The sequence below is a fragment of the Streptomyces canus genome (assembly GCF_030816965.1).
Lineage (GTDB): Bacteria > Actinomycetota > Actinomycetes > Streptomycetales > Streptomycetaceae > Streptomyces > Streptomyces canus_E.
The window spans coordinates 1,467,777-1,481,992 of sequence record NZ_JAUSYQ010000002.1 but is presented as its reverse complement, the minus strand read 5'-3'; the positions used below and the strand labels follow the sequence as shown (position 1 = coordinate 1,481,992).

At 70.5% G+C, this 14,216-nt stretch carries 13 protein-coding genes; 12 read left to right on the top strand and 1 reads right to left on the bottom strand.

The genetic code is table 11. The features are described 5' to 3' along the window. The first annotated feature begins 9 nt into the window (after nucleotides 1–9). Genes QF027_RS07930 through QF027_RS07915 form a run of 4 tightly spaced genes read left to right on the top strand, consistent with a single transcriptional unit; the run spans nucleotide 10 to nucleotide 3,146 of the window. Nucleotides 10–270 carry a phosphopantetheine-binding protein gene (locus QF027_RS07930; RefSeq protein WP_307073650.1) on the top strand — a complete coding sequence of 87 codons (261 nt, stop codon included), beginning with the start codon at nucleotides 10–12 and terminating at the stop codon, nucleotides 268–270. Then, entirely contained in the window at nucleotides 267–1,589 is a 1,323-nt protein-coding gene (locus tag QF027_RS07925) for a hydroxymethylglutaryl-CoA synthase family protein (protein WP_306984796.1), read from the top strand. Before QF027_RS07930 ends, QF027_RS07925 begins: the two co-directional genes overlap by 4 nt. 52 nt (nucleotides 1,590–1,641) lie before the next feature. Next, the gene (locus tag QF027_RS07920; RefSeq protein WP_307073647.1) at nucleotides 1,642–1,881 is read left to right on the top strand and encodes a phosphopantetheine-binding protein; all 240 of its coding nucleotides are present in this window, start codon (nucleotides 1,642–1,644) and stop codon (nucleotides 1,879–1,881) included. Further along, the gene (locus QF027_RS07915; RefSeq protein WP_307073645.1) at nucleotides 1,881–3,146 is read left to right on the top strand and encodes a beta-ketoacyl synthase N-terminal-like domain-containing protein; all 1,266 of its coding nucleotides are present in this window, start codon (nucleotides 1,881–1,883) and stop codon (nucleotides 3,144–3,146) included. The genes QF027_RS07920 and QF027_RS07915 overlap by 1 nt, the downstream gene beginning before the upstream one ends. A gap of 39 nt (nucleotides 3,147–3,185) precedes the next feature. Here QF027_RS07915 and QF027_RS07910 read toward each other — a convergent pair whose 3' ends face one another. Then, nucleotides 3,186–3,899 (bottom strand): PIG-L deacetylase family protein, encoded by a 714-nt coding sequence (locus QF027_RS07910; RefSeq protein ID WP_306984801.1) that lies wholly within the window; start codon nucleotides 3,897–3,899, stop codon nucleotides 3,186–3,188. Nucleotides 3,900–4,336: 437 nt separating this feature from the next. Here QF027_RS07910 and QF027_RS07905 point away from each other — a divergent pair, with 437 nt between their 5' ends. The 8 genes from QF027_RS07905 to QF027_RS07870 all read left to right on the top strand — a co-directional run bounded on the left by QF027_RS07905 (nucleotide 4,337) and on the right by QF027_RS07870 (nucleotide 14,201). Further along, nucleotides 4,337–5,287 (top strand): chlorinating enzyme, encoded by a 951-nt coding sequence (locus QF027_RS07905; protein ID WP_306984803.1) that lies wholly within the window; start codon nucleotides 4,337–4,339, stop codon nucleotides 5,285–5,287. A gap of 20 nt (nucleotides 5,288–5,307) precedes the next feature. Continuing rightward, nucleotides 5,308–5,991 carry a Crp/Fnr family transcriptional regulator gene (locus QF027_RS07900; protein ID WP_306984805.1) on the top strand — a complete coding sequence of 228 codons (684 nt, stop codon included), beginning with the start codon at nucleotides 5,308–5,310 and terminating at the stop codon, nucleotides 5,989–5,991. A gap of 248 nt (nucleotides 5,992–6,239) precedes the next feature. Next, nucleotides 6,240–8,579 (top strand): ACP S-malonyltransferase, encoded by a 2,340-nt coding sequence (fabD, locus tag QF027_RS07895; RefSeq protein ID WP_307073643.1) that lies wholly within the window; start codon nucleotides 6,240–6,242, stop codon nucleotides 8,577–8,579. Nucleotides 8,580–8,653: 74 nt separating this feature from the next. Next, complete coding sequence (locus QF027_RS07890) at nucleotides 8,654–10,459, top strand: amino acid adenylation domain-containing protein (RefSeq protein ID WP_306984808.1); 1,806 nt, start codon at nucleotides 8,654–8,656, stop codon at nucleotides 10,457–10,459. Further along, entirely contained in the window at nucleotides 10,456–11,256 is an 801-nt protein-coding gene (locus QF027_RS07885) for a thioesterase II family protein (protein ID WP_307073641.1), read from the top strand. The genes QF027_RS07890 and QF027_RS07885 overlap by 4 nt, the downstream gene beginning before the upstream one ends. Further along, entirely contained in the window at nucleotides 11,253–12,167 is a 915-nt protein-coding gene (locus QF027_RS07880; RefSeq protein WP_306984812.1) for a DUF6039 family protein, read from the top strand. The genes QF027_RS07885 and QF027_RS07880 overlap by 4 nt, the downstream gene beginning before the upstream one ends. Before the next feature lie 10 nt (nucleotides 12,168–12,177). After that, nucleotides 12,178–13,413, top strand: coding sequence for a hydroxymethylglutaryl-CoA synthase family protein (locus QF027_RS07875; protein ID WP_306984814.1), 1,236 nt, complete (start codon nucleotides 12,178–12,180; stop codon nucleotides 13,411–13,413). After that, nucleotides 13,404–14,201, top strand: coding sequence for an enoyl-CoA hydratase-related protein (locus QF027_RS07870; RefSeq protein ID WP_306984817.1), 798 nt, complete (start codon nucleotides 13,404–13,406; stop codon nucleotides 14,199–14,201). Before QF027_RS07875 ends, QF027_RS07870 begins: the two co-directional genes overlap by 10 nt. The last annotated feature ends 15 nt before the right edge of the window (nucleotides 14,202–14,216 follow it).

Below are 14,216 nucleotides of genomic sequence, written 5' to 3'. Positions count from 1 at the left end.
GAGACAGCCGTGACGGCACGCGCCCGGATCGAGGAAGTGGTGACGGAAACGGTCCTCGACATCCTGCCCGGCCTCGACAAGGACCGCGTCAGGGGCAGAGCCCATCTGCGGGACCTGGGGGCCGACTCGGTCGACCGGGTCGAGATCATCGTCGGCCTCCTGGACCGTCTGGCCATCCAGGAGCCCTTGGCGAGCTTCGCCGACCTTCCCGACATCGACGCCCTGACCGACCTGTTGCACGAGCTGCTGGACGAGAGGAGCGGCCGGTGACGGCCCACGACCCGCACGACACCCCCGCCGCGGTACCGGCGGGCGAAGGGGTGCCCGTGCCCCGCTTCGGCATCGAGGCGCTCAACGTCCACTGCGGCGTGGCCCGCATCCCCGTGCCCGCCCTCTTCGCCGGCCGCGGTCTCGACCTTGCGCGCCTCGCCAACGTGATGATGAACAACAAGTCCGTCGCCCTGCCCTGCGAGGACCCGGTCACCCACGCCGTCAACGCCGCCCGTCCGCTGATCGACCGCATGACACCGGCCGGGCGCGAGGCCATCGAACTGCTCGTCACTTCCACCGAGTCGGGGATCGACTACAGCAAGTCGGTCGCGTCCTACGTCCATGAGTACTTGGGGCTGAGCCGCCACTGCCGTGTCCTGGAGGTCAAACAGGCCTGTTACGGCGCCACGGCGGCCCTCCAGCTCGCCGCCGCCCACATCGCCTCGGGGCTGTCGCCCGGTGCCAAGGCCCTGGTGATCGGCACGGACGTCTCCCTGGTCGACGAGGGAGCGCAGTACACCGAACCCGCCATGGGGACGGGGGCCGCCGCCCTCGTCATAGGGGACGATCCTCGTGTACTCGCCCTGGATCCCGGGGCGTTCGGCACCTACAGCTACGAGACCTTCGACTCCGCCCGCCCCGGGCCCACCTTCGACGTGGCCGACGCCGACCGCTCGCTCTTCGCCTATCTGGACTGTCTCAGCGGCAGCTTCGGCGCTTACGCGGAGCGGGTGGAAGGCGCCGACTTCGCCACCACCTTCGACCACCTCGCGATGCACACCCCGTTCGCCGGGCTCGTCCGGGCGGCGCACCGCAAGATGCTCCGGGAGAGTTCCGGAGTACGCTCGCCGGAGGCCGTCGAGGAGGACTTCGACCGCCGGGTCGCACCGGCGCTGGCCTACCCGCGCGAGGTCGGCAACCTGTGCTCGGGCTCCCTCTACCTCGCGCTGGCCGGTTTGCTGGAGACGGCCCGGCCCCGCCCCGGGGACAGAGTGGGCCTGTTCTCGTACGGCTCCGGGTGTGCCTCGGAGTTCTACAGCGGCGTCGTCGACGCACGCGCCCAGCGGGAGGTCGCGGCGCTGGGGATCGGCCGGTCTCTCGCCGCCCGCAGCGAGCTGACGTTCGAGGAGTACACCGAGCTGCTGGGCGAGACGCGTTCCTGCCTCGTTCCCGAACGTGAACGACGCATCGACGTCGACCGCTACGTGCCGCTGCTCGACAGCTTCACCAAGGAACGCGAGCTGCTGCTGCACACCGGCATCGACGGCTTCCACCGCACCTACACCTGGCACTCCGCCGACCGGCCCGCCGGGCGCTGACCCGGACACCCGGTCTCCACCGGCCGAACCGAGAAGAGAGAGAAGGCATCCCTTGGACGAGACCACGGCCTTCGAAGCCGTCCGCAGCAGCACGCTGGAGGTGCTGCCCGAACTTGACCCCGCGGCGGTGACGCTCGACGGTTCACTCAGTGACCTGGGGGCCAACAGCATCGACCGTACCGAGATCACCACCCTGGCCATGGAACGGCTCGACATCACCGTGCCGGTGACCGAGTTCCACGCCGTGCGGAACATCGCTTCGCTGGTCGAACTGTTGCGGAAATACGGCTGATGACCCGGCCCGTGCTGGTCACCGGCCTCGGCGCGCGCTGTTCCACCGCCCGTGACGTGCCGAGCTTCACCGCGGCGCTGCGCGCGGGGACCTGCGGCATCCGCACTGTCGACGGCGACGCACTCGACCCCGGCTCGCACACATTGGCCCCCCTCGACGACTTCGACCTCGACACCGAACTCGCGGCGTTGCCCGGGGTGCCGGCGGTTCTGCGCCGCTCGGCGTCCCGGGCCGCGAGGCGGTCACCGCAGCCGGTGCGCAGCGCGCTGCTGACCGCCCTCGAAGCCTGGCTGGACGCGGGTCTCCACACCGCCCCGGTGCCCGGCGACAGGATCGCGCTCGTCGTCGGGGGAACCAACCTCTCGTCCCGCTACGTCTTCGAGCAGCACTCCGTGTACGACCGGCGGTCGGCCCACCTCGCGGCCCGCTACGCCCTGCACGTCCAGGACACCGACCATGTCGCCACCCTCAGTCAGGTGCTCGGCGTGACGGGGGAGGGGTGTGTCGTGGGGGCGTCGTCGGCGAGCGGCGGGGCGGCCGTCGTCCAGGCCGCCCGCCTCATCGAGTGCGGCGCGGCCGACGTGGCCCTGGCCGTGGGCGCTCTCGGCAGGCTCGGTCCGCTGGAGTGGCAGGGGCTCGCCACCCTGGGCGCCCTGGCCGTACCGGCGGCGGATGGGGCGGACGGCTGGGTGTGCCGTCCCTTCGACGTCGATCGCCGGGGGTTCGTACCCGGGGAGGGGGCGGCGTGTCTCGTCCTGGAGAGCGCCGGCTCGGCACGGGCGAGGGGCGTCGGCGGGCTCGCGCGGCTGACCGGGTACGCGCAGCGGCTGGACGCCAACAGCCTCAGCGATCCGAGCGTCGCGGGGGAGGCGCGCACCATGAACGCGGCCCTGAGCAGGGCCGGGCTGGAGGCCGGGGCCCTGGACTACGTGAACGCACACGCCACCGGCACCCCCGCGGGCGACGACGCGGAACTCGCGGCTCTGCGGCAGGTGTTGGGCGAGTCGGCGGGGCGCCCCTGGCTGAACTCGACGAAGGCCCTGGTGGGTCACTGTCTGAGCGCGGCGGGGGTGCTGGAGGCGGTGGCCACGGTCGTTCAACTGCGGGCGGGGTTCGTGCATCCCAATCCGGCGCTGCGGCGGCCGGTGGACGGGGCTCTCCGCTATGCCGGGCGGACGGCGGAGACCGCCCGGCTCGAGCACGCGATGACCACGAGCTTCGGTTTCGGCGGCTTCAACACCGCGCTCGTCCTGCGCCGTTGCTGAGCCGGACGGCAGCACAGCCGCCCTGGCGAGCCGCGTCCCTCAGCGATTGACCAGCTCGAAGGCGACGGCGGGCACGCCTCCGAACCGCTCTCCCGTCTGGGCGTACTGGCCAGTCACCGGGGCACGTACGTCTCCGGTGAAGCCCAGCCCGGAGAGGTACGTCCGGTGTGCCTCCATCGAGGCGACCGCGGACTCCACGCCGTCGCTCACGTCGATCGCGTGGGTCGGTTCGGGCGACGCCATCATGGCCACGTAGCGCACCCCCGCCCAGGGCTCCTCGTCCACGTCGGGGAAGATCCAGCGGTTTCCGGCGTCGCCGACGGCATCGAGGAGGGCGCGTCCGGCGGCGCGGTGGTCGGCGGTGTTCCATTTGGCCGTGGATGTGGTGTCCCGGTGGTTGTATCCCACGACCAGCTGAGGCCTGGCCCGCCGGATCGCGGCGGCAATGTCACGGCGCAGCCGGGTTCCGTAGGTGAGGGTGCCGTCGGGATGGTCCAGAAACTCGACCGCGGTGACACCGACCGCCTCGGCGCCGGCGCGCTGTTCGGCCTCACGGACCTTCGCGCACTCCTCGGGCGCCAGCCCGTCGATGCCCGCCTCGCCTCGCGTCAGCAGGAGATACCCCACCGACTTGCCCGCGGCCGTCCAGGTGGCGATCGCGCCGGAGCCCCCGAACTCGATGTCGTCGGGGTGGGCGACCACGCAGAGTGCGGTGGTCCAGTCGTCCGGGAAGGGAGTGAGTTGGCTCGTCATGGACGCAGAGTGACGGGCGAAGGGGATGTCGTCTGCCTCAGAGTGAGCAGTACCTGGACGCGGGCCGCGGTATACGTCGCGCAGAGTGAGGTATTGCTCCGCGCAGAAGTAAAAGTTCCCCATACCGCGTACAGCGACGGGTTTGCCAGCGGGCAGCGTAGGGGCAGCTCTCTGAGCATGATCACTACTGTCCGCACGGCATCTGTTTCCAGCAGCATCCTTCCAATCTCTGCTCAAATCTGAGCAGTTGCCGTCGCATCTCAGCCACTAGCCTGCTGCACGTAGGTTGACGCCTTAGGGAAAGGGGGCCGGGATGTCAACAGCGCGGCGTCTCGCGATGAGCGGGTTAACGGCTAAGGCGCCCTTCCATGCCGCGTATCCCCATGGGGTACTCGGCGTGACCGTTTCCGCTGGAATGACCATCCAGGAGAATTGACATGGAACTCACATCCGGCATCCGTGACTTTGCACTCACGCCCGATGAGCTGTCCGGCTTCCATGCCCGCGGGTATTACGGCCCATTCAAGGTTTACGAGGTCGACGAGATGCGCAGGGCGTGGCGCGGCGAGCGTCTGCGCCTGATGGACCGTGAGTACGCCGTGTACCGCTCGGAAGCCGCGGAGTCGGGCAACACGAACATCGCCAACTACGACAGACACCTCGACTCCGCTTACCTGGCCGACCACATCACGCAACGGCGGATCACGGACCGGGTGACCAGCGTCCTCGGCCCCGACGTGCTGTGTTGGCGGACGGAGTTCTTCCCCAAGTATCCGGGCGACGAGGGGACCGACTGGCATCAGGCGGACACCTTCGCCAACGCCTCCGGCACTCCGCAGATCCTCTGGCCCGATGGTGCCGAGGAGTTCGGCGGCACCATCACCGTATGGACCGCCTTCACGGAAGCGAACGAGGAGACGGGGTGTCTCCAGTTCATTCCCGGCACCCACCAGTCGATGTTCTACGACGAGACCAAGCGCATGCACTACGACCCCTCCTCGATCAACCGCAAGGAGAAGGACGGGGTCCGTCGTGGATTCTTCGGCTACGACTACCGGCAGCTGCAGAAGGACCCCGACTGGACGCCGGACGAGTCTCAGGCCGTCTCCATGGTCATGCGACCCGGCGAGGCGGTGATGTTCTGGTCCACGCTGATGCACGCTTCACTTCCGCACGCCGGCAATGTCCCCGAGGCCCGCATGGGTTTTGCGGCGCGATACGTACCCACCTCGGTGCGGGTCTATCCCGACACCGAGGAGATAGAGGAGTACGGCGGGCGCGTGAGTCTGGAGCGCCACGGCAGCGTCCTCGTCTCGGGAGAAGAAAAATACTCACATAACAGACTGGTCGACCGGACGACGCGCGGCCACCGGTTCGTCTCCAACTGAACCGTCGGAGGGGTGTGCATATGGAAGGCTCGCCGTCGAACTCCGATCGCCTCTCACAGATTCTGCAAAGAATCGTAAAAGAAGAAGCCTGGCCCACCTCCCAGTGCACGGTGCGTCGAAACGCTCACGTCTACAACTGTGGGGACACGGGCGCCGACCTATATCTCGTGGAGAGCGGTCGGGTGAAGACTGTCACCAACTCACTGGGCGGGAAGAAATGTCTTCTGTCCATCTACTCAACCGGTGATGTCTTCGGTGAACTGGCCCTGTTGACAAATACCCGTGAGGAGACGGCGGCCGCCATGACGCCGCTCGTGCTCCGGCGCATTCCGGTGGCACGCTTCCGGGCCGCGCTGGCGCACGATGATCTGCTGGAGGCTTTGTTGAAACTGCTCACCGTGCGGCTGGCCGAACAACAGCAGGTCATCACTAATCTCGTGACCATGGACAGCGAGCGCCGGCTCGCCGCGACCCTCCTGACACTCGCCAACAAGTTCGGCACGAGACAGCCGCGAGGGATTTGCATCGAGGAAAGGATCACTCAGGAGGAGCTCTCGGGAATGGTCGGGACGACCCGCTCCCGCGTTGGCTTATTCCTCAAACGGTTCAGCGAGGCCGGGCTCATACGGCGCGAGTCCGGGGCCTACCTCGTGGTGGACGAGAGCAACCTCATGCAGTACCTCAGTGTGGACCTGGGGGTCTGAGAGGGGTCGGGCCCGTGGCCCCCCGCCGCCCCCGACCATGCGTCCTCCCCCGACGGACGACCACCCCGTTATAGGTGTAAGTGCCACCTTGACCGCAGTCGCCCCACCGCGCCCGGCGCTCGGCCGCGCGCGGTCCGCTTCCCGCGCCACCTGCGCGTCCAAACTGGCCGCACAGGTGGCGCCGCGCATCCTCGGACGCCTTCTCGCCCGGGGGCACGCCCAGAGGTGCGCCTGTCGAGAGGATCCCGATGGCCGCCTGGCTCTTTCCTGGTCAGGGCTCCCAGCACCGTGGCATGGGGGCTGAACTGTTCGACGAGCGCCCGGATCTGAGGGGTCGTGCCGACGACATCCTGGGCTACTCGATCGCCGAACTGTGCCGTGAGGACCCCCAGGAGCGCCTGGCGGATACGCAATTCGCGCAGCCCGCCCTCTTCGTCGTCGAAGCCCTGGCACACCTGCGCCGGGCCGCGGGCGGGCAGAGGCCCGAGTTCCTCGCGGGCCACAGCCTCGGCGAGTACGCGGCGCTCTTCGCGGCGGGCTGCTTCGACTTCGACACGGGGCTGCGGCTCGTACGGCGGCGCGGGGAGATCATGGCGCGGGCGTCGGGCGGCGGCATGCTGGCCGTACTGGGCCCCCGCGCGGACACCGCGGGCGCGGTCCTGGCGGCCGAGGGGTGCACGGAGCTCGACACGGCCAACCTCAATGCCGCCGACCAAGTGGTGCTGGCCGGACCCACCGCCGAACTGTCACGGGCGGCCGGAATCCTCAGGAAACACGGCTTCCGGTGCGTACCGCTGCGGGTCGCCGCGGCGTTCCACTCACGGCACATGGAAACGGCCGCGCGGGAGTTCGCCGCCGAACTCGCCCAGGTCGCGTTCCGCCCGCCGCGCATCCCCGTTCTCTCGAACGTGACAGGCCGCCCCTATCCCGCCGACGGCGAGGTCGCGCCGCTCCTCGCCCAGCAGATGCGTTCCCCCGTGCGTTGGGAGCGCGGCATGCGCCATCTGATCGACAGCGGCGTCAGGGACATCGTCGAGGTCGGACCCGGCACCACCCTCACGGGACTCTGGCGCTCCACGCTGCGAGCGGTGTCCTGCGACAGGACGCCGCTCCCGACCGGCCCGGGCACCCCGGGACCGAGCCTCCTTGCCCGACACCCCGCCGCCGTGGTGCCCACCCGCTCCGAGCCGCCGGCGGGCCCGGGTCCGCAACGGCTGGGCAGCGCCGCCTTCCGCGAGGCGTACGGCGTCCGGTACGCCTACCTGACGGGTTCGATGTACCACGCCATCGCCTCCGTCGACCTCGTCGTCCGCATGGGCAGAGCCGGTCTCATGGGCTTCTTCGGGGCGGGTGGTCTGCGGCCCGAGCGCATAGAAGAGGCGATCGAGCACATCACCCGCGCCCTGGGACCCGAGGGAAGATACGGCATGAACCTGCTGGCCACCCCCGGGGATCCCGCACTGGAGCGGGCCGTCGTCGACCTCTACCTGGGCCGGGGCGTGCGCCATGTGGAGGCCGCCGCCTACACGCGGCTCACCGCCCCCCTCGTGCACTACCGGTTCGCCGGCGCGCACCGCGACAGGTCCGGCGCACCCGTCGCCGTCAACCGGGTGCTCGCCAAGGTCTCCCGCCCCGAGGTGGCCGAGGCCTTCCTGCGTCCGCCGCCGGGTGCGCTGCTCGACGCGCTCGTCGCCGACGGCAGGCTGACCCGGCAGGAGGCGTCGGTGGCGGCCCGCCTCCCCGTCAGTGAGGACATCTGCGTGGAGTCGGACTCCGGCGGACACACCGACGGGGGCGTGGCCCTCACCCTGCTGCCCACGATGCGGCGCCTGCGCGACACGGTAGCCGGGGAACACCCCGGCTCACCGGTGCCCCGCGTCGGGGCTGCCGGTGGCCTCGGCAGCCCCGAGGCGCTCGCGGCGGTGTTCGTCCTCGGTGCCGACTTCGTGATCAGCGGTTCCATCAACCAGTGCACGCCCGAGGCAGGCACCTCCGACGAGGTGAAGGACCTCCTGGCGACCGTCGGGATCCAGGACACCGCCCTGGCCCCGGCGGGCGACCTCTTCGAAGCGGGGGCCCGGGTCCAAGTCGTGCGCAAGGCAACCCTGTTCGCAGCCCGCGCGGGACGGATCTACCAGGCCTACCGTCGGTACGGGGCGCTCGAGGAGATCGACGCGGCGACCCGCAGGGCCGTGGAGGAGGACTGTTTCGGCGGACGGAGTTTCGAAAAGGTGTGGGCTGAGACCCGTGATCACCTCGCCCGGCACCGACCCGCCGACCTGGAAGCAGCCCTGCGCGACCCCCGGCGCAGAATGGCGCTCGTCCTGCGCTGGTACTTCCGCCACTCCACCGCACTGGCCCTGCGCGGCGACCCCGATGGCCGCGCCAACTACCAGATCCACTGCGGCCCCGCGATGGGCGCCTTCAACGCCTGGGTGCGCGGCACCGACCTGGAGGACTGGCGTCACCGCCATGTGGACGCCGTGGCCGACCGGTTGATGACGGCCACCGCCGACCATCTTCGCGACGCACTGCGCCGCGTCGAGGACGAACAGACTCCGATCGCCTCGCGGAGCGCTCAATCGTGAGTGGTTTGGCCGCCCGCCTCTTCCTAGGGTCGTCTCGCCAAGGCGCCCCTCGCGTACCGAACCGGGAGAGTGACGTGTTCGCTGACAAGTGTCTGCACGAGATAGTCGAGAACCATGCGCGCCTGACCCCGGACAGGATCGCCGTCACCGCCCCGGAGGGGCGGCTCACCTACGGGGAGCTGGACGCGGGCGCGCAAGACGTGGCGGACGCGCTGCGGGCCGCGGACGTCGGGCCCGGCACCCTGGTGGGCCTGGCCTGCGCACCGGGCACCGCCCTGATCGTCGGAATGCTCGGAATCCTCAAGGCGGGGGGCTGTTACGTGCCCATCGACCCCGCCTACCCGGACGAGCGGGTCGCCTTCCTCCTCTCCGACAGCGGGACCAAGACCGTCGTCGCCGACGCGCAGGGAGCGCGGCGGCTCGCCGGCAGCGGTGTGGATACCGTCCACGTCGGAGATCCGCTGCCGCGCCCCCGCGAAACCGACGGGCCCCGGACGGGGAGGGCGCCGACCCCCCACGACCTCGCCTACGTCATCTACACGTCGGGCTCCACCGGCGTCCCCAAGGGGGTCCTGGTCGAGCACCGCAACGTGACCGCGCTCTTCGACGCCGCCGCGGAGTTCGGCTTCGTGGAGCAGGACACCTGGACTCTGTTCCACAGCGCCAGCTTCGACTTCTCCGTCTGGGAGATCTGGGGGGCACTGCTCCACGGCGGCCGTCTCGTCGTCGTACCCCGAGCCGCGATGCGCGCACCGCGGGAGCTGCTGCGGTTGCTCGTCGAGGAACAGGTCACGGTCCTCTCCCAGACCCCCTCGGCCTTCCGCCAGCTCCTGACCGATGAGGCGGGCGCCCTGCCCTCCGACTCCCGCCTGCGGTTGATCTGCCTCGGCGGTGAACGGCTGGACGTCGGCTTGCTCTCCACCTGGCTGGAGCGGCACGAGCAGAGCGGCCCCGCGCTGGTCAACATGTACGGGATCACCGAGACCACCGTGCACGTCACCCGGCACAAACTGTCCGCCGTGGACCTGCGACGGCCCGACGCGAGTCCGATCGGCACCCCACTGCCCGGAATGCGGATCAGCCTGCGCGACGCCTCGGGCGCCGAGGTCCCGGACGGCACCCCGGGCGAGGTGTACGTCCTCGGCACGGGCGTGGCCCGCGGATACCTCAACCGGCCGGAGCTCGACACCGAACGGTTCACCGGAGAGGGCGACGCGCGGGCCTACCGCTCGGGCGACCTCGCCGTACGGACTGACGACGGCTCCCTCACCTACCTGGGCCGTATCGACGCCCAGATCAAGGTACGCGGCTACCGCATCGAGCCGTACGAGATCGAGACCGCACTCGCCCTGCACCCCGACGTCGCCGAGGCGCTGGTGGGCACGGAGCAACTCGCGGACGGGGACAGCCGGTTGGTCGCCGCCGTACGGCTCGCCGACAGCGCCCGCGAGCAGACCGGGAACGAGGCCGGAGCCGACCTGTGGCTGCGCGACCACGCCGCCGCGCACCTGCCCGCCCATCTGCGGCCCGCCCGGTACCGGTTCGTCGACCGCCTGCCGCTCACCCCTCAGGGCAAATCCGACCGCGCCGCTGTCGGCGCACCACCTTCCCGGCCGGCCGAGGACACGGCCGCCGCCGACACCCGCAGGACCGTGACGGACATGGTCGAGGCCGCCCTGGGCACGGGGCCACTCCCGGCCGACCGGGACCTGTTCGACCTCGGAGCGACCTCCCTGCTCTTCGTCCGCGTCATCGCGGAGGTCAACCAGCGCTTCGGACTGTCCCTCAACGGAAGCGAACTCAAGGACACCGCCTCCGTCGACAACCTCGTCACCGCCGTGGTCGACCGGGTCGGCACGGTCACCTCCGAGAGCCGGTGACCCACGTGCCGGGCGCCTGGGTGCAGCGGCCCCCCGAGGAGACCGGCGCGCCCGTGCGGATGTTCTGCTTCGCGCACGCGGGTGGCGGCAGAAGCTTCTTCGCGCCCTGGCGCGCGGCTCTGCTGCCGGACATCGAACTGTGCCCCGTCGTACTGCCCGGCCGCGAGACCAGGATCAAGGAGCGCCCCCTCACTCGCGTCGAGGACGTCATCGACCGCATGTGCGAGGTGCTGCCGGAGCACCTCGACCGGCCCTTCGCCCTCTTCGGCCACAGCATGGGCTCGGTCCTCGCCTACGAGACTGCGCGGGCCCTGCACGCCGCCGGCCTGGGCACCCCCCTGGGACTCATCGTCTCGGGCCGTCGCGCGCCCCACCTGCCGGCCCGTCGCCCGCCGTTGCACCTCCTGGCGGAGGACGAGTTCGTGGCCGCGGTGGCGCGGCTGGGCGGCACCCCGCAGAACATCCTGCGGGAGCCGGGACTGTTGCGGCTCTTCCTGCCGACCCTCCGCGCCGACTTCGAACTCAACGAGACCTACCGCCCGTTGCCGGGGGCGGCGCTGCCGTGCCCCGTCTCGGCGTTCGTCGGCGCCGCGGACCCGGAGGCCGCCCCGGAGGAGCTGGCCGGCTGGCGGGAGAGCACCGCGCACGGCTTCTCCCTGCGCGTCTTCCGCGGCGACCACTTCTACCTCAAGGGAACACCCGGGGAACTTTTCGCCGCCCTGCGCGCAGACATCCGCAGATTCGGTGCGACCGTCCCCGTGCCCCACCCCGTCCACATCGAGAGGATCACCCCATGACCACCACCGCAGAGCAGCCCGCGGCGCCCACCACCCCTCCGCATCGCGCCCAGGACCAGACCACCCTGGAACCGGAACGGCTGCTCCACTCCGGCAATGCCGGCATGATCATTTACCGTACCGGGCAGCTCAACTACGGCTACGCCACCGAAGGCCGGGGCTTCAGCGTCGACCTCCTGCGCTACCTCAACAGCAATCAGGCCGACGTCGCCACCACCTTCTGCTACGAGGAGGTCTTCGGCGTCCGCGACCGGCTGCACTGGCTGATCCACATGCGCTCGCCCAACGAGTACCAGAAGCTCCTGCACATGGTCGACCACGACGAGGAGTTCCAGGGCATCTCCGTCGTGGACCGGCTGCCCGAGAAGGGCCACGGCAACTGGGAACGGATCTTCGCCGACGGCAGCATGCGCGAGCGCATCCTCGTCCCACAACACGGCCTCTCCCACGCACACGACGAAGCCGACGAGCCCGGCGAGGCCGACAATTTCGTCCCCTCGGCCCGCCACCAGACCGCTCAGCCGTTCGACATCCAGCTCAACTCCGCCAACGCCGGCGCGATCATCCTGCGCACGGCACACGTCAAGTACGAGTTCAGGGAGGAAGGACGGCTCTTCGCCTTCGACTGGCAGGAACACGTGAACCGCGAACTGGCCGGTACGGCGACCGTCCTGCTCTACGAGGAGACCTTCGGCCACCAGGACCGGATCTACTCCCTCATCCACCTGCGCGACCTGTCCGACTACCAGCGGCTCGCGGAACTCGACCGCAGCGCCGAGACCCAGCGCCTCGTCTACGACAAACAGCGCGTCCACGCGTCCAAGGGCGGGGGGACCTGGGACCGCGTCTTCGTGCAGGACAGCATCCACGACACCCTGCTGCTCCCGCAGCCGCCCTCCAAGGAGAGCTGACGGGCCGGACATGGCACTCGGAATCGAAGCGGTCAACGCCTACCTCGGCAGGGCGCGGGTGGGCGTCCGCGACCTGTTCCTGCACCGGGGCCTCGACCTGTCCCGGTTCGGCAACCTCGGAATGGAACAGAAGTCGGTCGCCCTGCCCTGCGAGGACGCCGTCAGCAACGCCGTCAACGCCGCCCGCCCGCTGATCGACCGGCTCGGCCCCGACCTGGCCGCCACCATCGAACTCGTCGTCGTGGCCACCGAATCCGGCCTGGACTTCGGCAAACCGCTCAGCACCTACGTGCACCACCACCTCGGCCTGTCGCGCCGCTGCCGTTCCTTCGAGGTGAAACACGCCTGCTACGGCGGAACCGCCGCGCTGCGCAGCGCCCTCGGCATCCTGCGCGACAGCCCCGCGCCGGACGCCCGCGCTCTCGTCATCGCCACCGACGCCCCCAGCGCGGCGGGCCGGGGCACCTACTGGGAACCCTCGGAGGGCACCGGAGCCGTCGCTCTGCTCATCGGCTCGGACCCCCGCGTCCTCACTCTGGACCCGGGGGCCAGCGGTTTCCACACCTACGAGGTGATGGACACCGCCCGCCCGAGCCTGCACGAGGACGTGGTCGACGCCGACCTGTCCCTGCTCGCCTACCTCGACTGCCTGGACCAGAGCTGGGCCGCCTACCAGGCCCGTGTCCCCGGCGCCGACCTGCGCGCCACCTTCGACCACCTCGTCCTGCACACCCCTTTCGCCGGAATGGTGAAGGGCGCCCACCGCTCGCTCCTGCGCAAGCGGGAACACCTGCCCGCACCCGCCATCGAGGCCGACTACGCCACCAGGGTCGCCCCCTCCGTGCGCTACGCCTCCCAGGTCGGCAACCTGTTCTCCGCCTCCCTCTACCTCGCCCTGTGCTCCCTCCTCGAAGCGGAGCCCTCACACAGCGCCCGCCGTATCGGGCTCTTCTCCTACGGATCGGGGTGCGCCTCGGAGTTCTTCAGCGGCGTCCTCGCACCGGAAGCCCACCGCCACGTCGGCGTGAACGGCTCGCTCGCCGCCGCCATCGAGGATCGGCGCGCCCTGACACCGCAGGAGTACGACACGCTCAGCGCGGACCGCGACGCCGCCGCCTTCGGTAGCCGGGACACCGATCTCGCACCGCACCGCGAAACCTCCCTCTACGCGAGCCACTTCGCCGGCCACGGGCTGCTGGTACTCGACCGCGTCCGTGACTACCACCGGGAGTACCGATGGACGTGACCGGGCGACGCCCCGAGCACGCGGGGCAGGACTCCGGCACCGGAGCGGCGGATCCGTCCGGCACGGTCCACCGCTGCTCCCTCGACGCGCCGGACGACGACCACGCGATCGATGACCGGCTGCTCCAGCGGCTGCACGCCGCGCTCGACACCGCCGAGGCGGACCCGCGCTGCCGCGTCCTGCTGCTCACCTCGGCGCCGGGGGTCTTCAGCACCGGAATGAACCTGGACGCCGCCGCCGGCGCGCCCACCGCGGACACCGAGGCCGGGGGCGCCTTCTACGACCTGCTGACCCGCTTCACGCGGGCGCCGCTGATCGTCGCGGCCGCGGTGGACGGCAAGGTGGCGGGCGGCGGCGTCGGCCTGACCGCCGCCGCCGACCTCACCCTCGCCACCCCGCGCAGCACCTTCGCGCTGCCCGAGGCGCTGTGGGGGCTGCTGCCCTGCTGCGTCCTGCCGTTCCTGATCCGCAGGGTGGGCTTCCAGAAGGCGTACGCCATGGCGCTCACCACCTGGCCCCTCCCGGCCGCGGACGCCGCCCTCTGCGGACTCGTCGACGACCTCACCGACAGCCTGCACGACTCAGTGCGGCGCCTGGCCTTCCGCACGGCCCGGCTGAGCACATCCACCCTCGGCTCCATGAAGCGGTACGCGGGCGAGCTGTGGCCGCTGGGCGAGCGGACCCGCGCGGCCGCCATCGGCGAACTGACGCGCCTGATGGCCCTCCCCGACGTCCGCAGAAGTCTGACGGCCTACGCGGAGCACCGTCGATTTCCCTGGGAAACCTGACCGACCGCTCGGCGA